Annotated in this window: 24 protein-coding genes and 2 tRNA genes; 3 read left to right on the forward strand and 23 right to left on the reverse strand. The window is 37.8% G+C overall.

Annotation, left to right across the window (positions count from 1 at the left end):
* Window positions 1–87: 87 nt before the first annotated feature.
* From HMPREF0493_RS02760 to HMPREF0493_RS02845, 18 genes are all read right to left on the reverse strand, one after another.
* Entirely contained in the window at window positions 88–1,281 is a 1,194-nt protein-coding gene (locus tag HMPREF0493_RS02760) for an FtsW/RodA/SpoVE family cell cycle protein (protein WP_006351757.1), read from the reverse strand.
* 21 nt (window positions 1,282–1,302) lie between these two features.
* Window positions 1,303–1,530, reverse strand: a complete 228-nt coding sequence (locus HMPREF0493_RS02765; protein WP_006351758.1) for a DUF2969 domain-containing protein — start codon at window positions 1,528–1,530, stop codon at window positions 1,303–1,305.
* 8 nt (window positions 1,531–1,538) lie between these two features.
* Window positions 1,539–1,841 carry a membrane protein insertion efficiency factor YidD gene (gene yidD, locus HMPREF0493_RS02770; RefSeq protein ID WP_040457036.1) on the reverse strand — a complete coding sequence of 101 codons (303 nt, stop codon included), beginning with the start codon at window positions 1,839–1,841 and terminating at the stop codon, window positions 1,539–1,541.
* 1 nt (window position 1,842) lies between these two features.
* Window positions 1,843–2,832 carry a rod shape-determining protein gene (gene mreB / locus HMPREF0493_RS02775; RefSeq protein ID WP_006351760.1) on the reverse strand — a complete coding sequence of 330 codons (990 nt, stop codon included), beginning with the start codon at window positions 2,830–2,832 and terminating at the stop codon, window positions 1,843–1,845.
* An 81-nt stretch (window positions 2,833–2,913) separates the two neighbouring features.
* Window positions 2,914–3,144 carry a DUF1146 family protein gene (locus tag HMPREF0493_RS02780; RefSeq protein WP_006351761.1) on the reverse strand — a complete coding sequence of 77 codons (231 nt, stop codon included), beginning with the start codon at window positions 3,142–3,144 and terminating at the stop codon, window positions 2,914–2,916.
* A 70-nt stretch (window positions 3,145–3,214) separates the two neighbouring features.
* Window positions 3,215–3,652, reverse strand: a complete 438-nt coding sequence (locus tag HMPREF0493_RS02785) for a F0F1 ATP synthase subunit epsilon (RefSeq protein WP_006351762.1) — start codon at window positions 3,650–3,652, stop codon at window positions 3,215–3,217.
* Between the two features lie 11 nt (window positions 3,653–3,663).
* On the reverse strand, window positions 3,664–5,103 hold the full coding sequence (gene atpD, locus HMPREF0493_RS02790; protein WP_040457039.1) for a F0F1 ATP synthase subunit beta: 1,440 nt from the start codon (window positions 5,101–5,103) through the stop codon (window positions 3,664–3,666).
* A gap of 22 nt (window positions 5,104–5,125) precedes the next feature.
* On the reverse strand, window positions 5,126–6,088 hold the full coding sequence (locus HMPREF0493_RS02795) for a F0F1 ATP synthase subunit gamma (protein ID WP_006351764.1): 963 nt from the start codon (window positions 6,086–6,088) through the stop codon (window positions 5,126–5,128).
* 10 nt (window positions 6,089–6,098) lie between these two features.
* Complete coding sequence (gene atpA, locus HMPREF0493_RS02800; protein WP_040457041.1) at window positions 6,099–7,610, reverse strand: F0F1 ATP synthase subunit alpha; 1,512 nt, start codon at window positions 7,608–7,610, stop codon at window positions 6,099–6,101.
* 14 nt (window positions 7,611–7,624) lie between these two features.
* Window positions 7,625–8,173, reverse strand: coding sequence for an ATP synthase F1 subunit delta (gene atpH / locus HMPREF0493_RS02805; RefSeq protein ID WP_006351766.1), 549 nt, complete (start codon window positions 8,171–8,173; stop codon window positions 7,625–7,627).
* Window positions 8,173–8,679, reverse strand: coding sequence for a F0F1 ATP synthase subunit B (atpF, locus tag HMPREF0493_RS02810; RefSeq protein WP_006351767.1), 507 nt, complete (start codon window positions 8,677–8,679; stop codon window positions 8,173–8,175). The genes atpH and atpF overlap by 1 nt, the downstream gene beginning before the upstream one ends.
* 49 nt (window positions 8,680–8,728) lie before the next feature.
* Entirely contained in the window at window positions 8,729–8,953 is a 225-nt protein-coding gene (gene atpE / locus HMPREF0493_RS02815) for a F0F1 ATP synthase subunit C (RefSeq protein WP_006351768.1), read from the reverse strand.
* An 18-nt stretch (window positions 8,954–8,971) separates the two neighbouring features.
* Window positions 8,972–9,685 carry a F0F1 ATP synthase subunit A gene (gene atpB / locus HMPREF0493_RS02820; RefSeq protein ID WP_006351769.1) on the reverse strand — a complete coding sequence of 238 codons (714 nt, stop codon included), beginning with the start codon at window positions 9,683–9,685 and terminating at the stop codon, window positions 8,972–8,974.
* Window positions 9,686–9,808: 123 nt separating this feature from the next.
* Window positions 9,809–10,438 (reverse strand): uracil phosphoribosyltransferase, encoded by a 630-nt coding sequence (gene upp, locus HMPREF0493_RS02825; protein ID WP_006351770.1) that lies wholly within the window; start codon window positions 10,436–10,438, stop codon window positions 9,809–9,811.
* Between the two features lie 85 nt (window positions 10,439–10,523).
* On the reverse strand, window positions 10,524–11,525 hold the full coding sequence (locus HMPREF0493_RS02830) for an L-threonylcarbamoyladenylate synthase (protein WP_040457044.1): 1,002 nt from the start codon (window positions 11,523–11,525) through the stop codon (window positions 10,524–10,526).
* The gene (prmC, locus tag HMPREF0493_RS02835; RefSeq protein ID WP_006351772.1) at window positions 11,525–12,367 is read right to left on the reverse strand and encodes a peptide chain release factor N(5)-glutamine methyltransferase; all 843 of its coding nucleotides are present in this window, start codon (window positions 12,365–12,367) and stop codon (window positions 11,525–11,527) included. The genes HMPREF0493_RS02830 and prmC overlap by 1 nt, the downstream gene beginning before the upstream one ends.
* A complete protein-coding gene (gene prfA / locus HMPREF0493_RS02840; RefSeq protein WP_006351773.1) occupies window positions 12,360–13,448 on the reverse strand; it encodes a peptide chain release factor 1 in 1,089 nt (362 codons plus the stop codon). Before prfA ends, prmC begins: the two co-directional genes overlap by 8 nt.
* Window positions 13,449–13,462: 14 nt before the next feature.
* Entirely contained in the window at window positions 13,463–14,065 is a 603-nt protein-coding gene (locus HMPREF0493_RS02845) for a thymidine kinase (protein WP_006351774.1), read from the reverse strand.
* A gap of 154 nt (window positions 14,066–14,219) precedes the next feature.
* On the opposite strand from HMPREF0493_RS02845, the gene HMPREF0493_RS02850 reads away from it, so the two are divergent.
* Window positions 14,220–15,572, forward strand: a complete 1,353-nt coding sequence (locus tag HMPREF0493_RS02850) for a Mur ligase family protein (RefSeq protein WP_006351775.1) — start codon at window positions 14,220–14,222, stop codon at window positions 15,570–15,572.
* A gap of 109 nt (window positions 15,573–15,681) precedes the next feature.
* On the opposite strand, the gene HMPREF0493_RS02855 is transcribed toward HMPREF0493_RS02850, so the two are convergent.
* A tRNA-Gln gene (locus HMPREF0493_RS02855) sits at window positions 15,682–15,754 on the reverse strand.
* Window positions 15,755–15,761: 7 nt separating this feature from the next.
* Window positions 15,762–15,833, reverse strand: a tRNA-Glu gene (locus tag HMPREF0493_RS02860).
* Between the two features lie 86 nt (window positions 15,834–15,919).
* On the opposite strand from HMPREF0493_RS02860, the gene HMPREF0493_RS02865 reads away from it, so the two are divergent.
* Window positions 15,920–16,930: a serine hydrolase domain-containing protein gene (locus HMPREF0493_RS02865; protein ID WP_006351776.1), complete on the forward strand. Its 1,011-nt coding sequence runs from the start codon at window positions 15,920–15,922 to the stop codon at window positions 16,928–16,930.
* Between the two features lie 77 nt (window positions 16,931–17,007).
* Here HMPREF0493_RS02865 and HMPREF0493_RS02870 read toward each other — a convergent pair whose 3' ends face one another.
* The 3 genes from HMPREF0493_RS02870 to HMPREF0493_RS02880 all read right to left on the reverse strand — a co-directional run bounded on the left by HMPREF0493_RS02870 (window position 17,008) and on the right by HMPREF0493_RS02880 (window position 20,556).
* On the reverse strand, window positions 17,008–18,342 hold the full coding sequence (locus HMPREF0493_RS02870) for an MFS transporter (protein ID WP_050776631.1): 1,335 nt from the start codon (window positions 18,340–18,342) through the stop codon (window positions 17,008–17,010).
* 181 nt (window positions 18,343–18,523) lie between these two features.
* Complete coding sequence (locus HMPREF0493_RS02875; RefSeq protein ID WP_006351778.1) at window positions 18,524–19,861, reverse strand: glucose-6-phosphate isomerase; 1,338 nt, start codon at window positions 19,859–19,861, stop codon at window positions 18,524–18,526.
* A 74-nt stretch (window positions 19,862–19,935) separates the two neighbouring features.
* A complete protein-coding gene (locus HMPREF0493_RS02880) occupies window positions 19,936–20,556 on the reverse strand; it encodes a VanZ family protein (protein ID WP_006351779.1) in 621 nt (206 codons plus the stop codon).
* Between the two features lie 149 nt (window positions 20,557–20,705).
* Here HMPREF0493_RS02880 and HMPREF0493_RS02885 point away from each other — a divergent pair, with 149 nt between their 5' ends.
* The gene (locus HMPREF0493_RS02885) at window positions 20,706–22,889 is read left to right on the forward strand and encodes an LTA synthase family protein (RefSeq protein ID WP_006351780.1); all 2,184 of its coding nucleotides are present in this window, start codon (window positions 20,706–20,708) and stop codon (window positions 22,887–22,889) included.
* Window positions 22,890–22,898: the final 9 nt, after the last annotated feature.

The raw sequence follows: 22,898 nt of genomic DNA on the forward strand, positions 1-22,898 counted from the left end.
GGAAATCGAAGACGCTTTGGCTACTGATTAGTTTCAGAGTAAGAAAATACGGATCTGATTTATTGTCAGATCCGTATTTTCTATACTTTAGAAATCGCCAGCCGTACTGAACATATAATCTTTATTATGGAATTTCATCGAAAGAATCATTCCAATACCGATCATATTACCAATTAAAGCTGACCCACCTTGAGAGATAAACGGTAGCGGAATACCAGTCAACGGCAAAAGATCGATGCTCATTCCGATGTTTTCAAAAACGTGGAATAAAATCATCATAATAACACCGGTAGAAATGTATGAGTAAAAGGCATTTCTAGTATCAAAAGTGATTTTTACCATTTGAATAATCAAGTAAAGATAAATCAAGATTACGGCAACACTACCAACAAAACCAAAGGTTTCACCAATTACTGAGTAAATCATATCAGAGCCACGTACTGGTACGTAAACACTTATTTTACCAAAGCCATTGCCAAAGATTTGCCCTGATCCAATAGCTTGCATACTCTGCCATAACTGATATGCACTATCAGAGGTCCCAGTTGATGGACTTAACCACGAATCAATTCTGGTAAACTGATAGGCCTGAAAGAAATGACTGAGTAATTGTCTACCGGCCGTAGTCGTAACCAAGATAATAACTCCGGTAGCTAAAACCGCTACAATACTGAAAGCAGGAATAATAATTTTCCAAGTAATGCCTGAAACTAAAATTACACCACCAACAATTGCAAAGAAGACTAGCATGGTACCAAAGTCATTTTGCAATTTCAGCAGAATAGCTACCGGCAATAGCCACAAAAATATTTTTCCAATTAAGATCCAGTCGTTACGCAAAGTATGCGCAAATTGCTGATTATGTTTATGTACTACTCTAGCCAGCATTAAAATAAAAGCTGGCTTCATAATTTCTGATGGCTGAAAAGTAAGTGGCCCTAATTTAAACCAACTTTTAGCACCAGTCGTTGCAGCTACCTGTCTGTTATATAGAAACAGAACAGCGATTAAAAGAAAAATACCTAAACCAAAAACATATGGAGCTATCTTATACAATTGTTCCGCATCAAATTGCATAACAAAGGCCACAATTCCAATGGAAATAAGGTACCAAGCAGCCTGCATTAACACCCCTTTTACGGGTGAACCTAAGTTTGACGTATCATTAGCATATGCAACATAGATAGCATATAGACCAATTAAAGCCAAAAGAACAACCGGAATTACGATATTCCAAGCTATACGGTCAATTAAACTAGTTTTATTTTCTACTTTAACCATTTAAAGAATCACTACTTAATATTATTTTTCATGTAAAGCGAAGTAAGAAAGTAAATCATTAATACTGCTTTCCAAACTCTTAGCAAAAAGAATTTTGCTTGTTTTGGCAGTAGTTGCACGGTAACGACCATCAACTTTTTCAATTAAACCAATGGCCTTTTTGTTAGGAATTACAACTTCCCAAGTAGGTACACTCTTTCCTTTGAGTTCATTAACTTCGATATCAATATTCTGAGTTTTTTTAGACATAATTTCTCCTATTTTTTATTTGGATGAAACTTTTTTGCAATTATTGGATCTTCATATTTTTCCGGATGAGGATTCCTAAAAATTGTAAAATTGTCCGGCACTGGATCTACTCCACCGCGAACAAAGGGATTACAACGCAAAATGCGACAAATCCCCATAATTAGTCCTAAAATTGGACCGTGTTTTTTTAAAGCATCAATCATATAGTTCGAACAAGTTGGGTAATAACGACAACTTGGCGGAAATAAAGGTGAAATAAATTTCTGATAAAATCGAACCAAAGAAATCATTGCTTTTTTAAGCAAACGCATTCTAGTAACGTTTGTGCTTTTCAATATTTTTAAGTAAAGTACCTGTTCCTAAAGCAACAGCTTCCAATGGATGATCAGCCGTTAATACAGGAACTTGTAAATGGTAAGAAATTAATTTATCAATATTTCTAAGCAAAGCTCCACCACCAGTAAGCATAATACCGCGATCGATGATATCTGCTGATAATTCAGGTGGCGTAGTTTCAAGAACATCCTTAGTTGAGGCTACAATTGACATCAAGCCATCGTGCAAAGCTTCTTGAATTTCCTCAGCAGTGACAGTAGTTTGTTTTGGCAAACCGTCAACTACATCACGACCACGAACTGTGATTGAAGCATCAGGATCTGGTTCAAAAGCGCTGCCGATTTGAATTTTAATATCTTCAGCAGTCCTTGAACCAATCAAAAGATTATGCTTGTTCTTAATGTAGCTTACAACGGCTTGATTCATGCTATCACCAGCATAGCGAAGCGACTTGGAAGTTACAATTTCGCCCATTGACAAAACCGCAATATCAGTCGTTCCTCCACCAATATCGATTACCATGTTTCCTTGTGGTTTAAAAATATCCAAACCTGCACCAACAGCAGCAACTTTTGGTTCAAAATCAAGATATACTTTACCGCCACCGGACTTTTCTGCAGCTTCAATAATAGCTTTTTGTTCAATTGAAGTAACACCAGTAGGTGCACAAATCAAAATATTAGGCTTTGACATGAAGCCTTTAACATTAAGCTTTTCAATAAAGTATGACAACATTTCTTCAGTAATATCGAAGTCAGCAATAACACCATTTTTCAATGGACGAATGACTCTAATATTACCTGGGGTACGACCCACCATTTTATATGCTTCAGTTCCGACAGCTACTACTTTGTTAGTAGAAGTATTTACAGCCACAACTGAAGGTTCATTTAAAACAATACCTTTGCCAGAGACATTAATAAGTACGTTTGCAGTCCCTAGATCAATTCCAATATCTCGTGCCACAATAACCCTCCCTAGTATTCAAGTTACATTTTACCATAAAATACGGCACCTTGTCCTAACTGTCAATGTTTTAAGCATTCCTTAAAACAAATTGCTTAATTGCATCGATGTATCGATAAAATTGATAACGAAACTAGCAACTAAATATCCTAAAGCGATCGCAATGAAGATAAATAGCAGCTGCGTTTCAAAAACTCTGCCTTTACGCGTAAATTTTTCAATTTGCAAGGCTTTAACAGCTTGAAAAGATAGGCCAATGCTTACTAGATAAATAAAAATACTAATGATCGCGTGAACGCCTAATTGAAACATTTTTTTCTCCTAATAAAAAAAGGCGGATGCAATCCACATCCACCTTTTCATTTGCTTTACTTTTTATGCTTTACTTTTTAGTATTGTAAACACTAATTCTATTCACGGCACGTTTCAAAGCAATCTGTGCTCTTTCAAGTGAGCGTTGATCATGCTTTTCATGAGCTTCTTTCATCAGCTTTTCAGCACGTTCCTTAGCTGCTTCAGCACGAGAAACATCAATATTACGAGCTCTTTCGGCACTATCGGCAATTATAGTAGCTGTATTGTTTGAAAATTCAATATAGCCACCATTAACTGCAATATGATCAACCTTACGGGACATTTCACGACTTCTTCTAACCTTTACATCGCCAATGGCTAATGAAGTTAATAAAGGCGTGTGTCCATACATGATTGAACGTTGACCATCAATCGCACGCATATCAATAATGCTGCTACGGTGTGAATAAATTAATCCATCTGGAGTTACAATATCTACTCTAAAAAGCTTTTCTGGATCTGCCATTTGACATCACCCTACTTTTCTAGTAATGCTTTAGCTTCTGGATCACTAGGTGTAACACCCATCTTTTGTGATTTCTTCAAAACATCCTCAATTGGGCCGACACCACGGAAGGCATCTTCTGGTAAGTCATCAAGGTGACCATCCAAGATCATCTTAAAGCCTTTGATGGTTTCCTTAATTGGAACATATGAACCAGGTACGCCAGTAAATTGTTCAGCAACGAAGAAGTTTTGTGATAAGAAGAATTGAACCTTACGTGCACGGGCAACGATCAATTTTTCTTCATCAGACAATTCATCCATACCTAAAACAGAAATAACGTCTTGCAATTCGTGATAACGTTGCAAAACGTGTTGCACACGAGTAGCGACTTCATAGTGTTCTTTACCAACAACTTCTGGATCCAATGCACTTGATGAAGACTCAAGTGGGTCAACGGCTGGATAAATACCTTGTTCAACCAAACTACGCTCCAAGTTGGTAGTAGCATCCAAGTGAGCAAAAGTAGTAGCTGGAGCTGGGTCGGTATAGTCATCGGCTGGCACATAAACGGCTTGAATTGAAGTAATAGAGCCCTTCTTGGTAGAAGTAATCCTTTCCTGCAATTGACCCATTTCAGTAGCCAAAGTTGGCTGATAACCAACGGCACTTGGCATACGACCTAACAAAGCTGATACTTCTGAACCAGCCTGAGTAAATCTGAAGATGTTGTCAATGAAGAGCAAAACATCTTGACCTTCAACATCTCTGAAGTATTCAGCGATTGTCAAACCAGTTAAAGCAACACGCATTCTGGCACCAGGCGGCTCATTCATCTGACCAAATACCATGGCAGTCTTGCTTAAAACTCCTGAAGCCTTCATTTCAAAGTAAAGGTCGTTACCTTCACGAGTTCTTTCACCAACACCAGTAAATACGGAAATACCACCGTGTTCTTGAGCGATGTTGTGAATCAATTCCTGAATGATAGTGGTCTTACCAACACCAGCACCACCGAACAAACCAACCTTACCACCACGAACATAAGGTTCGAGCAAGTCGATAACCTTGATACCAGTTTCAAGGATTTCACGACTAGTGGTTAATTCATCGTATTTTGGAGCTTCCTTATGAATTCCTTCACGTGGATGATCTTTTGGAAATTCTGGACCGTTATCGATTGGTTGACCCAAAACGTTGAACACACGACCTAAAGTGTCATCACCAACTGGAACTGAAATTGGGCCACCAGTATCCTCGACTTTCATACCGCGTCGAAGACTATCGGTAGATTCCATGGAAATAGTTCTTAAAATCCCATCTCCAAGCTCAAGAGTAACTTCCAAGACAATTGATTCATCTTCTGATTTAATTACTCGAAGAGCGTTATTAATATCAGGTAGGTTTTTATCAAGTGGGAATTTAACATCGACAACTGGGCCGATTACTTGAACAATTTCACCTTCACTCAAACCATCTACCTCCATTTCTTTTTTACTCTAAGGCATTCGCACCACTGATAATTTCAGTAATTTCAGTAGTAATTTGTGCCTGTCTTGCACGGTTTAACTTAGTAGTTAAATTATCAACCAAATCATTAGCATTATCTGTCGCACTCTGCATGGCAGTCATTGAACTAGCATGTTCAGCAGTTTTTGCATCCAAAATAGCCCCGTAAATTGTCGAACGAGCATACTGTGGAAGCAAACTTGTCAATACAGAATTAATGTCTGGTTCGATATCATATTCTAATTCTTGATGAGCTTCAGCTTCTTTAACGCCGATATCCAAATCAACAATTGGAAGCATCTTTTCAACTCTGAATGCAGATGACAAGGAGTTAACATGATGAGTGTAGCAAACATACAATTCATCATAAACACCATTCAAATACATCTTAATAGCGGTTGAAACGATTGGTAAAACCTCATCAAAGGTTGGAACATCAGAGATACCTGTCTTTTCGTAAACAACATTTACATTGTTTTTCTTAAAGAACTGTACTCCGACAGAACCCACAGCTAAAACCTTGATGTTTTTGTTTTCAGCCTTGGAATCTTCAAATAATCCCATCATGTTCTTCAAAACTTGACTGTTATAAGAACCTACTAATCCACGGTCACCAGTGATTACCAAATAACCAGTAGTATTAGGCTTTTTACGTTCTTGAATCAAATCTGAAGTAATACCTAATCCAAAAACATCAGCATAGTCAATTTTAGCAATATTCTTTTCGTCAATTGCAACATTCTCGTTTCTTAATTGTTCTACAATTTGTGAACTCATAACATTTGAAAGTGTCTTACGAACGTGATCATTATAAACGGTATAACCTTTATCACGTTTTTCGGTTTGACTAAGCTTTGATGCAGAAACCATTCTCATGGCCTCAGTGATTTTACCAGTTTGTTTTACTGAAGCGATCTTCTTCTTCAACTCAAGTAAAGATGCAGGCATAATTTACCTCCTAATTCTTACTCGGTGAAAAACTGTCATTAAATTCCTCAATAGCTGCTTGTAATTTCTTCTCATCTGGCAATTCCCCAGTCTCACGAATTTGCTTAAGCAAATCTGCATGACTGCTATCAAAATTGTCATAGATTTCACTCTCATAACGAGTAATATCTTCTACTGGAATTGAATCCAAGTAGCCGTGAGTTAATGCATAAAGAATTACAACTTGTTTTTCAACTGGTATTGGATCATGTAAAGGTTGTTTCAAAACTTCTACAGTACGGCGACCACGTTTTAATTTAGCTTGGGTTGCTTGATCCAAATCACTACCAAATTCTGCGAAACTTTCAAGTTCACGATATGCAGCAAGGTCAGTACGTAAAGTACCAGCAACCTTCTTCATAGCCTTAATCTGTGCATTACCACCAACACGAGAAACTGAGTTACCAGCATCAATGGCTGGACGAGTTCCTGCAAAGAACAAATCACTACGTAAGAAAATCTGTCCATCGGTAATTGAAATTACGTTAGTAGGAATATATGCGGAAATATCTCCGGCTTCAGTTTGAATGAATGGCAATGCAGTCATTGATCCGCCACCTAGTTTGTCACTCAACTTAGCACTACGTTCAAGTAAACGTGAGTGTAAGTAGAAGACATCACCTGGGTAGGCTTCACGACCAGGCGGACGACGGAGAAGCAAGGAAAGTTCACGATAAGCGACGGCCTGTTTGGATAGGTCATCAAATACGATTAATACATCCTTGCCATTGTACATAAATTCCTCACCCATAGCAGTACCAGCATATGGTGCAATGTAAAGCATTGGTGCCGGTTCAGATGGGCCCGCTTCAACAACAATAGTGTAATCCATTGCTCCGAAACGTTTTAAAGTTTCAACTTGAGTTCTAACGGTTGATTCCTTTTGACCAACGGAAACGTAAATACAAATTACGTCTTTGCCCTTTTGGTTCAAAATAGTATCAATTGCCAAACTAGTCTTACCAGTCTTACGGTCACCGATAATTAATTCACGCTGACCTTTACCAATTGGTACCAAAGCGTCAATGGCTTTAATACCAGTTTGCAATGGTTCATCAACTGATTGACGATCCATAACACCTGGAGCTTTAGACTCAATTGGACGAGTTTTATCTGTCTTAATTTCGCCTAAGCCATCAACTGGTTGACCCAAAGGATTAACAACCCTACCGATAAGAGCGTCACCAACAGGAACTCGCATGATTTGACCGGTTCTCTTAACACGGTCACCTTCACGAATATCGTCAAAATTACCCAAAATAATGATACCTACATCATTAGCTTCAAGGTTTTGAGCGATACCGTAAGAGCCATTTTCAAATTCCAACAGCTCATTAGACAAAACATTGTTAAGTCCGTGAGCCCGGGCGATACCATCACCTACGTAAGTTACAACACCAACTTCGTTGACGTCGAGCTTATCATCGTAGTGTTCAAGTTGTTGCTTGATCAAAGAGCTAATTTCTTCCGCTTTAATGCTCAATGGTTTCACCTCTTTTAATTTTCATCAATTAATTGCGCACGGATCTTCTTCAGTTTATTTTTAACCGATCCATCGATCACGCGATCCTTTACTTGTAAAATCACGCCGCCTAAAATACTTGGATCAACTTGATTCTCAAGACGCACAGCATTTAAGTGATACTTTTTAGCATAGCTATCACCCAAACGCTTAAGTTGATCATCATCTAACTTAACTGCCGTAGTTGCAGTGCCGGATGCGATTAACTTTTCTTGATCATAAAAGTCATCAAAGCGATCAATAATTGGAATAATATATTCAAACCGATCATATTCAAGTAAAAGATTCAGAAATCCTTGGATTTCATCGGAAAAATCTTTTTCGATGGCTTCCAAAGTCTTCTTTTTCTCATCTTTGTTTAAAATTGGATCGCTTAAAACTCCGACAATTGCGGGATTTTCTTCAATTGCTTTTTTCAGTTCCTGCAATTGAGAAAACATCGGATCTAAGACTTTCATGTCTTGCGCATAGCCAAACAAAGCAGCACCGTAACGCGCAGCTATTTCTTCTCTACTTAAAGCCATTAATCATTCAGCCCCTTAATAAATTGGTCGACTAAATCTTTTTGGTCTTCAGCAGATAAATTCTTTGCAATTATCTTTTCAGCAATCGCAACTGAAATATCTGCAACTTCTCTGCGAGCATCATTAATCGCATCAGCCTTAGCCTTTTTAGCATCAGCTTCAGCCTTCTCACGAATTGATGCTGCGTCATTGTTAGCGTCAGCTACAATTTGACTGCCTATCTTTTGCGCATTTGTTTTGGCGTCAGAGAGAATTTGAGTTGCTTCTTGTCTTGAATTCTTTAAAGCAGCTTCTCGTTCGTTAGCCAAAATTTCGGCTTTCTTACGATTGCTTTCAGCTGAATCCAAGTCTTCAATAACTTTTTGCCGCCGTTTTTCCATCATGTCTGAGACAGGGCCCCAAGCATAATGCTTAACTAAAAGCATTAAGATGGCAAAAACAACAAGATACCAGATAGTGTTACCTATGTATACATGTGAGGCTGCAAATAATGTTTCAAAAGTCATTTACTGCCCTTCTCTCTTTAATACCTGAATCTTCTCGATTGACAAATTATTAAAGGAAAAGAATCAAGAAGGCAACAACGATAGCTATAATAGGAACGGCTTCGATCAAACCAACACCAATAAACATAGTAGCTCTTAAGTTGTCGGCACTTTCAGGTTGGCGAGCCATACATTCAATGGTCTTTGAAATAACCTTTCCGTTACCGAAGGCAGCAGCTAAGGCTGCTAAACCAGCTGCAATTGATGCAGCAAGATATTTAAATGCTTCTGACATAAAATAAACCTCCAAAAATTATTCTTTTGCAACTTTCTTACCAATGTAAACCATTGATAAAGTTACAAATACATATGCCTGGATAGAGCCAATGAAGACAGAGAAACCTTGCCAAATCATGGCCAATGGAGCCGCTAAAATTATAGTTGGGATACCGCCGCTCATTGCAAGTCGGTCTCCTAGCAAAGTTAGCAAAACTTCACCGGCATAGATGTTCCCATACAAACGTAATGACAGAGTCAAAAAGTTAGTAAACTCTTCAATCAAATTGATTGGAAGTAAGAATCCAACTGGGGCAGTGTAATTTCGCAAGTATCCACCTACACCGAATTTTTGCACCCCAAATGTAAATGATAAAAGCAAGGTCATCATTGCAAACGACATTGTCGCTACAGGATCAGCGGTTGGTGATTTAATAACCATCCAATCACCTACTTTAACTTCCAAGAACATACCCAGTTGGTTCATAAACCAAATGAATAAGAAAAGAACAAAAGCATAAAGTGATAAGTGTTTTTGTGCATCGGGATCACTAACATTGTCTTTAACGATTCCGTTAGTAAAATTGAGCAAATATTCAATCACATTTTGCTTTTTGTTTGGTCTTAATTCAACTTTTCTTGAAAGCCAAATGCAGATAAACAAAACCGCTAGTGCCATTAGCGTTGAGCCAATAATCCCTACGAGATCGAATTTTAAGCCCAAGAACTCAAAAACAAGTGGTTTCTCCATTACTTCGTGACCTCCCTTCTTAGTGCTGAATAAACTCGAACACGTTTATAATATTAACACCAAAAGCTAGCTTTGTGAAAAATGAAAGCGCATTTAAGTCTTTTTTTCAGATTAAATAACGAATTATTTAGTACCGAAGATACGGTCACCGGCATCCCCTAAGCCTGGGAAAATATAGCCGTTATCAAGCAATTTTTCGTCTTCAGCTGCTGCATAAATATCAACATCAGGATATTTTTCACGAATAGCTTTAACACCTTCTGGTGCAGCAACCAAAACTGCTAACTTGATTTCCTTAACGCCACGCTTCTTTAATGCGCCAATAGCATCAATAGCTGAACCACCAGTAGCAAGCATTGGGTCAACAATTAAGCATTCACGTTCTGAAACGTCCTTTGGCATCTTGCAGAAGTATTCATGTGGTTTAAGAGTCTTTTCATCACGGTACATTCCGATTACGCCAACTTTAGCAGTAGGTACCATTTCAAGAACACCATTAAGCATTCCCATACCTGCACGCAAAATTGGAACAATCGTTAATTTCTTGCCCGCAATTTCTTTTTGTGTGGTTTTACCAATTGGAGTTTCGATTTCGACATCCTTCAATGGTAAATCTCTGGTAATTTCATATGTCATTAAACCACCAATTTCACCGACGATCCGGCGAAATTCATTTGAACCAGTTTCTTTACGACGAATGATCGTCAATTTATGTTGGATCAATGGGTGATCTAAAACTACAAATTTTCCCATGTTGTGACTGCCTCCTAATTTAAAACAAATTAACGTCAACATTATTTTATCAAAAAAGCAAAGGGTTTAAAGCCCTTTGCTATGTTTATTTATTAAAATGATGACCAGCTGCTGCTTTGTTAAGTCGATTCATGTAAGCTAAACTAGCTTCTCCTTCATCAAAACCTTCAACATAAATTTGATGAATATTTTTCTTATCATCGAAATAACGCAAGCCGCCAAACAAATTATGATCAGCTTGAATTAAATCATCACCCAAGTTGAATTTATTTTCTTGTGGCAAGTCAATTTTAGCTAATACATTTTTTGTTGCCATAACGCCAGTATTTTCATTCAAATCGATTTTAGCAAAATCCTCTGGGTGATCAATGACCATGACTGGCGCGCTTGGAGCATAATGCCGGTATTTCATTCCTGGTGCCTTAGGGATTTCTTTGTCTGACACCTTGCCCGTGTTGATTAAAACTTTTTCACCTAAAACTTCAGAAAGTTCTTCCGGAGTAATTTCACCCGGACGCAATACAATCGGTGTTTTTACGGACAAATCAATAATTGTTGATTCAAGACCTACCCGAGTTGGACCGCCATCAATAATACCAGCAATTTTGCCCTTAAGATCGTGATAGACATGTTGTGCAGTAGTTGGACTTGGCTTAGTAGAAGTATTGGCTGATGGGCCAACGATTGGATATCCGAGCTTTTTAATTAAAGTATGAGTAAGCTTATCATCAGGACATCTAAAGGCAACTGTATCCAAGCCGCCAGTAACAGCATCTGGCAAGGAACCAGGTTTAACAAACAAAAGAATAGTCAAAGGGCCTGGCCAAAAATGCTTGATCAGCTTTTCTGCTCTTTCAGGAACTTCTTTGGCATAACGGCGCATCATATCTTCATCGGAGACGGTTACAATCAAAGGATTATCGCTGGGACGCCCTTTGGCAGCATAAACGCCCTTAACAGATTTTTCATTAGTGGCAATTGCCCCTAAGCCATAAACCGTTTCGGTTGGAAAAGCTACTAATTCACCCTTTGCCAGCAACTTCACTGCATCATCAATTTGTTCTTCAGAAAAAATCCTAGTTTCCATTATTTCTTCCACCTTCCATGAATCATACGTGGTTTACCAGCCATGTCTTTTCTAAACTCAATTTCAAAATCCGGAAGTTCTGCACTAAAAAGTTCACGCAATTGCTGTTCTTCACTGAAACCAAATTCCATGAAAAACTCACCGTGACTATTGAGATGATCACGGACCTCTTTAGCGAATTTACGATAAAAATCAAGCCCATCATCGCCACCAAATAGAGCTGTATCAGGTTCGTTCTGCAAAACGTTTTGATCCATATCTTTTACTTCGGATTTTTTAATATACGGCGGATTAGAAATAATTTTGTCGAATTTAGCCAAGCCGATTAAGCAGTTAGCCTTACGAACCAAGGCATCAACACTGTAAGTGAGCAAATTTTCTTCCGCAATTCTTAAAGCAGTATCAGTAACGTCTGAGATTGTCAGGTGCAAATCAGCAATATGTTTTTTCTCAGCTTCTTTAGCTAATGCAATTGCAATACAACCTGAACCTGTCCCTAAATCAAGCACTTGATCTCCGTTATGCAAGGATTTTAGTGCCCATTCGACTAATTCCTCAGTTTCAAAACGAGGGATTAAAACGCCGCGTTGAACCATAATTTTGTAGCCCAAAAACCAGGCATAACCCAAAATATATTGTGGGGAAATGCCCTTAGCTAATTTTTTAATGTCCTTGTTTGCTTGCTTAACTTGTGCATCGCTAAGCTCTAGATCCTGCTTTAATTCAAATTCGCTAGGAGTAAGTCCTAATCTTTCACCCAGAACGTAATCAATATCTTCCGGTCGAGCTTGATCTGCCGTTTCTCCTGCTTTAATGCGAATATCTTTTAATGTTTTAGGCATTCTTATCAGCAAGCTCCTCTAACTGCTTAGTTTGATTATAAAGGATCAAAGCATCAATAATCTCATCAAGTTCACCGTTCATTACCCGGTCTAGCTTGTTAATAGTTAAACCAATCCGGTGATCAGTAACTCTGTTCTGAGGATAGTTGTAAGTTCTAATTCTTTCAGAACGATCCCCCGTACCTACGGCATTTTTACGCTTAGCATCATATTTGTCACGATTTTGCGTTTCATAATAATCGTAAACACGAGATTTCAAAATCTGCATCGCTTTCTCACGGTTTTGCTGCTGACTACGTTGATCCTGCATAGCTACAACAATACCAGTTGGCAAGTGAGTCATTCTAACGGCACTTGATGTTTTGTTAATGTGCTGACCACCGGCACCACTGGAACGATAAACATCCACTCTGATGTCTTTTGGATCCAAATCAATATCAACTTGCTCATATTCTGGCATTACAGCAACAGTAGCAGTTGAAGTATGAACACGACCTTGAGATTCGGTTACTGGAATTCTTTGAACACGGTGCGCACCATTTTCATACTTTAATTTGGAGTAGACCTTATCGCCAGTAATCATAATGGCAACCCGCTTATAGCCACCAACCTCAGTTGGCTCTGAATCAACCATGGAGACTTTCCATCCTTGACGTTCAGCGTATTTTTCATACATTCTCAATAAATCGCCAGCAAATAATGATGCTTCATCACCACCAGCTGCTCCTCTAATTTCCATAATGATATCTTTGTCATCGTTTGGATCCTTAGGAAGCATTAAAATTCTGATTTGCTCTTCTAGTTCAGGAAGCTCTTTTTCTAATTCAGAATTTTCTTCCTTTGCCATTTCTACTAAATCTGCATCGCTTTCGTCGGAAATAATCTTTTTATTATCAGCGATTTCTTTTTGATATGCTTTATATTTCTTGTATTTTTGAACAACTTCACGCAAGTCAGCTTCTTCTTTTGAAACTTCCATGTAGCGCTTAGTATCATTGATTACTTCTGGATCGGCCATCATTTCTTGGAGTTCTTCATAGTGAGCAGCCAAGCCTTCCAGTTGTGCCATAACCTTATCCATAAACTCGTCTCCTTTTATTTTCTATTTTGTCCTGGGTGGAAATAATGAAAGCGACAAACAGGGTAATAGCTTTCATCGCCACCAATTTGAACTTGTTCGCCTTCATAAACAGGTTTACCATCGTTTACACGCAAATTCATTGTAGCCTTGTGACCGCAATAGTGACAAATTGTTTTCATTTCGTCAATCTTATCAGCATAAATCAGCAGATTTTCACTGCCTTCAAATAAATGATTCTGAAAATCTTGTTTTAAACCGAAAGTCATCACCGGAATTTTTAGTTCATCAACAATTTTAGTACATTCTATGACATGATGTTTTTTTAAAAATTGTGCTTCATCAATCAAGACGCAAGCAACTTTTCCTGCTCCAGAGGCAACATCCTTTTCATTTTTATTTTTTACATAGTCAAAAATATTCATTTCTGAGGTAACTGGAATTGCCTTCCGATGCAAGCCGATCCTTGAAGAAACCGTACCTACTCCGGCACGATCATCCAAACCACTTGTCATTAAAACGATTTTTCTGCCTTGAGCTTCATAATTATGGGCAACTTTAAGAAATTCAATTGTTTTGCCACTTCTCATTGCACCATAACGGAAAAATAACTGCGCCATTGTGACTCCCCTTTATCAAAATATCCGTTTTAAATATCCGTTTTATAGTATAGATGAAAATTAAATTTTATGCATTGAAACTAACGTAAAAATCTACTTTTAACTTCTGCTATATGCTATAGTAAAAACTAGTTTTATTAGTGAGGAAAATTATATGAGTTTTAAATCAGGAATTGCAAAAGTTGCTGGAAAGGCATCTTATTGGTTCTTACATAATGTTCTTAAAGGCGGAACCAGTTTTCCTGGCAAGCTAGCTATGAAAATTGATCCGCAAGTTTTAAATTCATTAGCCAAAGGCTACGAAACAATCATCGTAACCGGGACCAATGGAAAAACTATGACCACCGCGTTAATTGTGGAATCTTTAAAGAAAAAATACGGTGATATTCTTACCAATCCTTCTGGTTCAAATATGCAGCAAGGAATCGTAACAGCATTTTTAGCTCACAAGCATAAACGTGTGCAACGCAAAATAGCTGTGCTTGAAGTAGACGAAGCCAATGTCAAAATGGTAACTAAACTGCTTCATCCATCCGCATTTGTTTTGACCAATATTTTCCGTGACCAAATGGATCGTTATGGTGAAATCTACACCACCTACGATAAAATCGTCAACGGGATTAAGTTGGCACCCAAGGCAAAGATAATCGCCAACGGGGATGCAAGCATTTTTTCTTCTGTTGACTTGCCTAATCCAAAAATCTACTTCGGTTTTAAATTGGCAGATGATCTTGAAACAAATGATTTTAAAGCACCTGTTAATACAGATGGTGTCTTATGCCCTAAATGCGATCACATCTTGCACTATCATGAACGCATTTACGCCAACTTAGGTGATTTCTTCTGTCCTAATTGCGGCTATCATCGACCAAAACTAACTTACACAGTCAACGAAATTATCGATCAAACGCCAAACTCATTAAAATTCAAAATGGGTGAAAAAGAGTACGCTATTAATATTGGTGGCACATACAATATTTACAACGCACTAGCTGCCTACTCCGTAGCTCGTGAATTTGGTTTAAGCGATGAAGAAGTTGCTGCTGCTTTTGCCGAAAACAAACGAATCTTTGGTCGTCAAGAATTGATAAAATATGGCAATAAAGAAATCGATTTGATTCTGGTTAAAAACCCGGTTGGACTTGATGAAGTTCTCCATATGTTGAATACAGAAAAAGATGATTATTCGTTGGTAACTTTATTAAATGCCAACCATGCCGATGGAATTGATACTTCTTGGATTTGGGATGCTGACTACGAAGGCTTGGACAAGAAGAAAATCAAGCGAGTTCTAGTTGGTGGTCAACGCTGGCATGATATGGGCTTCAGATTGGAAGTTTCAGGCTTTGAACCTGGCACCATGCTTACCAATCCGGATGATGATAGTTTAATTGAAGAAATTACTAAATTGCCAACCAAAAAGGTTTATATCTTATCAACTTACACAGCAATGCTTGCCCTGCGTAAGGCAATGGCGGAAAAGAAAATTATCAAGGCTGGAATGTAACAGCTACAAAATTAAAAGAGCTGACCAAATGATCAGCTCTTTTTTTATAAACAAAAATGCCTTAATATCAAGCTTTGTAATAACTCAATACTAAGACATTTACTAAATATTGGGATGTTGGGGCTCGAACCCAAACGTCCAGGAACCAGAATCCTGTGCCTTACCAATTTGGCTACATCCCAGTGCTAATCACCCGTACGAGAATTGAACTCGTAACTCCACCTTGAGAGGGTGGCGTCTTAACCATTTGACCAACGGGCAAACTTAACAGTTGTTATTATCCTTTTTTCTGCTAGCCTTGTCAAGCTATTTTCTCTATAATAATTGTTAATGAGGTAGAAAATTTTATGATCGATTACTTCGCAACGCAAAATTTAATTGAATCGATGGTTACGGAACGAGTTGTCCCAGGCGTTAATTACGCTTTTATCAAGGACAAACAAGTCTTTACTTCGACTATCGGCTTTGCAAGCATTTATCCGACAGTGACCCAACTTAGTCCTTTTGCTGAATACGATTTGGCTAGTTTGACTAAAGTAATTGCCACTGAAAATGTTTTGCTCAAACTATATGATCAGGGAAAAATTAATTTTTCTGAGCCATTGCATCAATTTATTCCAGAATTTAGCGATCAACGCATTCGTTTATTTCATTTATTAACTCACACGAGCGGTATTCGCGGCTGGATCCCCAACCGTGATCAACTAGATCATGATCAGTTGCTAGATGCGATTATCCATTTGCCCGTAACAGATGAATTCAAAGCTAAAATGCGCTACGCAGACACCAATTTTATTCTATTAGGCTTGGTCATTAAAAAAATTTTTGGTGCCCCGGTTCAAGATGTAGCAATGCAAGAGGTGATTAAACCTATGGGGCTTACGCACACTACATTTCATCCGATAAAAAAGGACTGCGTTCCAACGGCAATTGTTAATGGTGAGGTTCTGCAAGGCATTTCCCATGATCCTAAAGCCAGACAACTAGGCAGCGACTGCGGATCAGCTGGTTTATTCTCCAGCATGGGCGATTTAATTAAGCTGGCACGCGGCTATTTAGGACTGGATAAAACTATCCTGCCATATAGTCAACAAACTGTCAGCCTGTTATTTGACAATAAAAATGCTGTAAATGTAAAGCCTAGATCCTGGGGATGGGATTTACGCTTTGATCCCAAGCTTCATTATCCGATTATTTTGCATACTGGTTTTACTGGTACGTTGATTATTCTTGATCGATTGAAACGTTCTGGATTGATTTTATTGACTAATCGCGTTCACCCGTCAGGACACAATACTATTTTTTTAGCAATGCGCGAAAAAATCATTCAAAGTTTCCTAAAAGAAAATTCCAAATGAAAAAGAGCGGCTGGTGTCCAGCCGCTCTTTTTTATTCTCACAATTCTTTTTCAATTCGTTTTAATTATAAACCTATTTTAGTCTTTTGGCTTATTTTCTAGACTAAACATTTTCCAATAGCAGAAAAGAATGACAATTGACAAAATTGCAATAAAACAAAATGCAGCTTCACTACCTTGATTAGTTAAAACGCGGTAGTTGCCAGCACGATTTTGCCAAATAGAAATTATTGCCGCCGTTACAGCTGTTCCCATTGAACCTGCATATTGCTGCGTGGTTTCAAAAACGGCTGTCGCATCTGTTCTCATTTGATTGGTTTGAACTTTCATCGCTTCAGCCATCGTATTGTTGAAACACATTCTGTGTCCTAACATCAAAACAGTATAGAAGATCATCAGCATTATCGTTGTTAAGTTTAAGCCAAAAATCATAAACAAAACACTGGCAATAATAAACATGATAGAACCTGTATATAAAGCTACTTTAGCACCATGAGTATCATAAAATCTACCAAAGATTGGATTGAAAATTGAAGAAATAATACTGCCAGGAAGCAAAATTAAACCACCGATTAATGAAGTTGAACCGCCGACAATTTGCGCATAGTTTGGAAGTACAAAACTAATTCCGATATTAATAAACTGTAAGCTAAAATATGCGATTAATGCATAAATAAATGCTTTGCATTTAAATACTGCCAAATTTACTAATTTCTTAGTACTGGTCTTTGATAAATGAATGAAAAGCCACACTAAAAATGCAGTTGCAATCATCCCTAGCCAGAACCAAATATCAGTCAACCCATTTTCAATTTGGTTAAAGCCAAGATTAAATACGACCAGGGCTAAAACAATAACGACGTATCTGCCCCAGTCAAAAGAAATATTTTTCTTTGGGTGATACTTTTCAACAGCAAATGCGCCCAGGATTAAAACAATAACACCAATGCCAATTACAATATGGAAGATTAAGCGCCAGTTCCAGTAATAAATTACTGTCCCACCAAAGGTTGGTCCTAAGGCTGGTGCTAAGGCAATTACCAGACCGGCAATCCCCATCCAGAAGCCCCATCTTGATCTTGGCATTAATTCAACGACTAAATTGAATAAAAGCGGAATCGAAAGTCCCGCTCCAAAAGATGAAATTAGACGTCCAATCAATAAAACTGGGAAACTATTTGCTAGACCACAAATTAATGAACCAAGAATAAATGTAATTGCGGCAGTCAAGAATAATTGACGTGCTAAAAAACGTTCATTTAAATAGGACGAAGCAATAATAATAACTGCGATCATCAAGAGATAACCGGTTGTCGTCCATTGAATTGTTCCTAAACTAACCTTAAAAATCTTCATTAAAGTTGGAAAAGTTACATTCAAACTGGTTTCTGTCAAAATACTAATAAAGCCCATTAAGGCACAAGAAATAATTGCTAAAACATGTTTTGCGGTAACTTTTTTTTCCTTCACTTTATCATTTCCTCTCTAAATCAAAAAAGAGTAGAAGCTGAATGCTTCTACCCTTTCTTTGATCACACAAGTGTAATCACATTAATCGTACAACAGTTAATGGTTGTACTGAGTATACGCGATATTAAAGACGCTTAGCTAAGTCATCGTGTAAGTTTTCGTAGCCTGGCTTGTTAAGAAGACCAAACATGTTACGCTTGTATGCTTCAACACCTGGTTGGTTGAATGGGTTAATACCGTTCAAGTAACCTGAAATACCAATTGCTAATTCGAAGAAGTAAATCATGTAACCCAAAGTATGTGCTGATTGGTCTGGAATGTTAACAGTCATTACAGGAACACCACCATCAGTGTGGGCCAAAACAACACCTTCGTAAGCACGGTCGTTTACGTAGTTCAAGCTCTTGCCTTCCAAGAAGTTAAGTTGATCCAAATTCTTGTCATCGCCAGGAATCTTAACGTCGTGACGTGGGTTTTCAACACGAATAACAGTTTCGAATAAGTTACGAAGACCTTCTTGGATGTATTGACCAAGTGAGTGTAAGTCAGTAGTGAAGTTGGCACTAGATGGGTAAATACCCTTTTGGTCCTTACCTTCTGATTCACCCATCAATTGCTTGCACCATTCACCAAACATTCTAAGGTTTGGTTCATAGTTTTCAACAATTTCAGTAGTGTAACCCTTACGGTAAAGAATGTTACGAAGTGCAGCATATTGATATGGTGAGTTCTTGCTTAAGTCAGTGTCAGTGTAATCAGCACGTGCATCAGCAGCACCCTTCATCAATTCATCAATATCAGCACCTGAAGCAGCGATTGGAAGCAAACCAACAGCTGAAAGAACACTGTAACGACCACCAACATCATCTGGAACTACGAATTCTTCGTAACCTTCTGCGTCAGCTTCGGTCTTAAGAGCACCCTTCTTACGGTCAGTAGTAGCGTAAATTCTCTTTGAAGCTTCTTCCTTACCGTACTTCTTGATCAACTTGTCTTTGAAAATTCTGAATGCTACTGAAGGTTCAGTAGTAGTACCAGATTTAGAAATTACGTTAATGCTGAAGTCCTTGTCGCCTAACCATTTAATAAGGTCGTAAAGGTATGAACCTGAAAGTGAGTTACCACAGAAGACAACGATTGGGTTATCGTTCTTTTCCTTGCCGTAGAAGTTGCTGTTCAAGAATTCAATTGCAGCTTGAGCACCAAGGTAAGAACCACCAATACCGATACAAATCAAAACATCTGAATCGTTTTGAATCTTCTTGGCAGCCTTCTTGATACGGGCAAATTCATCCTTGTCATAATCAACTGGCAAATCAAGCCAACCACGGAAATCGTTACCAGCACCAGTACCTTCACGGAGTTCAGTGTTAGCAGCATTAACCATAGCTTGCATTTCGCCTAATTCATTTTCATGAACAAATGGTGTTAATTTACTACTATCAAATTTAATTAAACTCATAAATCTGCTTCCTAACTAGATAAAATTATTTATTTCACAAGACTATTTTAGCAATCTTATTTCTCGAATACCAGTCAAACAATGATTATTTGATAAGTTTTTTCCCCTAACAGATAAATCAAGTAACCGATTACCATGCCACAAGTATTAAAGAAAACATCATCGATATCTGAAACTCCTGTTTCAAGCAAGAATTGCAAAGTTTCAATCATAATTGAAAAAAGAATTCCGGCGCCAATAACTTTAATAAAACTTTGCTTCTTTGAAAAAACGATTGGCGTTAAAATTCCAAGGGGCAAGAAACATAAAATATTACCGAAGCAGTTATAAATAAAATCTACTTTGCTTTGAGCATAAACCATTTTCCATGTTTCTTTTAAAAAGACGAAGTTGATATCGCTAAGTGGCCGATTGAAATAAAAGTTCAGCTGCCAAGGGAAATAGGATTCTCTAAATGTAGTAAACATTAAGACCAAAATAATATAAAAAGCAAGAAGCCATACGCTGGCCTCCGAAGGAATTGATCTTCTGCGTCTAACGCATAAAAGCCAGATCAATCTGATAACTGCAAAAATCAAAAAATAAAAAATCGTTTTGTCTAATGCGAGCAATGTCAGTTTGATTAAAGCAAAATGATTTATTCTAGTGGCATATAAAGCTGATAAAAAATTATAAAATGATCCCAAAAACAGCATGCTTTGCTTTTCCTCTGCAATTAATTTCTAAAATAAATTATACTCATTTTTAGGGACTTTAATTATTAAGAAAAAACTAACTCTGACCAAAAGATTGTTTTAAACGAATTGAACCTTTAAAATTAACATATTCAAAGGAGAACTTCATTTTGAAAAAACAAAGCTTAATCAAGTTTATTCAAACCAGAACAGGTTTCTTGACGCTGCTTGTCTTCCTGTTTTGGCTCAAATATATCTTCGTTGCCTACTGTGATTTCAGCTTAGGTTTAGGAGATCCTTATCAACATATCATCATGTGGCTGAGTCCAATCGGTACGGCAGTACTGCTTATCAGCATTGGATTTTATTTTCCAAAGCCAATTGTTTCCTATATCATGATGCTGGTTATGGACTGTCTAAATACGATTCTTTTATTCGCAAATGTTCTATATTACCGGCAGTTTACAGACTTTTTGACAGTCAAAACCATCACCAATGCAAGCAAAGTGGCTCCAGGTTTGGGTAAAAGCTCTGTTGCACTTTTACAACCAAGCGATATCATCATCTGGATTGATTTGATTGTCGTCATTCTGCTTCTGATTTTTAAAAAGATTAAGATTGATCAAAAATCCTATGGTTTGCTCACACCATTTGCAATTACCTCGGTAGGAGCATTTCTGGTGGGTTTTAATATGTTTTTAGCAGAATCGTCTCGTCCAAGACTTTTGCGCAATACTTTTGATCGCTCTTACGTCGTTAAATACTTAGGAATTGATACTTATACGACCTATGACGGAATCAAGAGTGTGCAGACGGTACAAGATACTAAAAATGCCAGTGCATCTGATCTGAACAGCATCATTTCATACACTCAGCAAAACTACGCCAAGCCAAATTCAAGCATGTTCGGTATTGAAAAGGGCAAGAATGTTATTATCATTCACCTTGAGAGCTTCCAGCAATTTTTAATTAATTTAAAAGTTAACGGCAAAGAAGTAACACCATTCTTAAATTCTCTCTATTCAGGCAAGCACACGATTAGTTTCAGCAACTTCTACCACCAAGTTGGTCTAGGTCGAACCAGTGATGCGGAAAACTTGCTCGAAACCAGTACTTATGGTATTTCTGATGGTTCTTTATTTACGTCATTGGGATCAGAAAATACATTTCAGGCTGCACCGCAGATATTAAAACAGAAAAATTACACTTCCGCTGTTTTCCACGGAAATGTCGGAACTTTCTGGAATCGCAGCAGTGTTTACAAGAACATGGGCTACAACTATTTCTTTGACCAAAGTTATTTCAGCTCGGCTAGAACTGATAAAATCTGCTATGGTCTAAAGGACAAGCTGCTTTTTGCTGAAAGCATTAAGTACCTTGAGCAAATTCAGCAGCCTTTCTATTGCAAATACATCACTGTCACCAACCATATTCCATTCACGATGGATGCTGAGGATTTGGACCCTAACTTCAAGACCACCTCAACTAGAGACACAACGATCAACAACTATTTCCAGACAGCTCATTATCTGGATCAGGCAGTCCATGAATTCTTTAATTATTTGAAAAAATCAGGCCTGTACAAAAATACAATGGTTGTCATCTATGGTGACCACTACGCTTTGAGCAATTCTGAAAATCAAACGCTGGCTCCAATTATTGGCGAAAGTGCTGATACTTGGAATGAATTTAACAATGTTCAAATGCAGCGTGTCCCGTTCATGATTATTGCGCCAAACTTGAAAGGATACCGCAATAATGAGATTTCAGGCGAAATCGACGTTTTGCCAACCTTACTTCACCTGTTAGGCGTAAATACAAAGAACTATATCCAATTTGGTAGTGATCTCTTCTCCTCAGATTACAAAAAATGGGTTGTCTTTCGTAACGGAACCATTGTTAGTGAAAAATACGTAATCATCGGTGGTAAAGGCATCAAAGGCACTGTTTACGATCGCAAGAGTGGCAAGCAAATTTTGCATTACACCGCCCAAGAAAAGAAAGAGATCGCCTATTTGGCAGCACAAGCGAAGGAATCACTTAAATATTCAGATCAGCTGAACACCCATAATTTACTTCGCTTTTACACGCCTGCTGGTTTTGTGCCAGTAAATCCAAATCAATACGATTACTTCACCAATTATCAGCAAATGATTCAAATCAGAAATCAATTAGCTGGAAAATCAACTTCACTCTACAGTCAACATCACGGCTCAACAACAAAGCTTTATTCAACTGATGCAATTCAATTGAAGAATCGGCAAGATGAAATAAATAAGATACCGTCATCCGTTCTCAACAACCATTTGAATTCCAGCAAGAGCAGTTCAAGCTCAAGCAAAAATAAAAAATAGCAAGAAAAA

The organism is Lactobacillus amylolyticus DSM 11664 (genome assembly GCF_000178475.1).
In the GTDB taxonomy this organism is placed as follows: Bacteria; Bacillota; Bacilli; order Lactobacillales; family Lactobacillaceae; genus Lactobacillus; species Lactobacillus amylolyticus.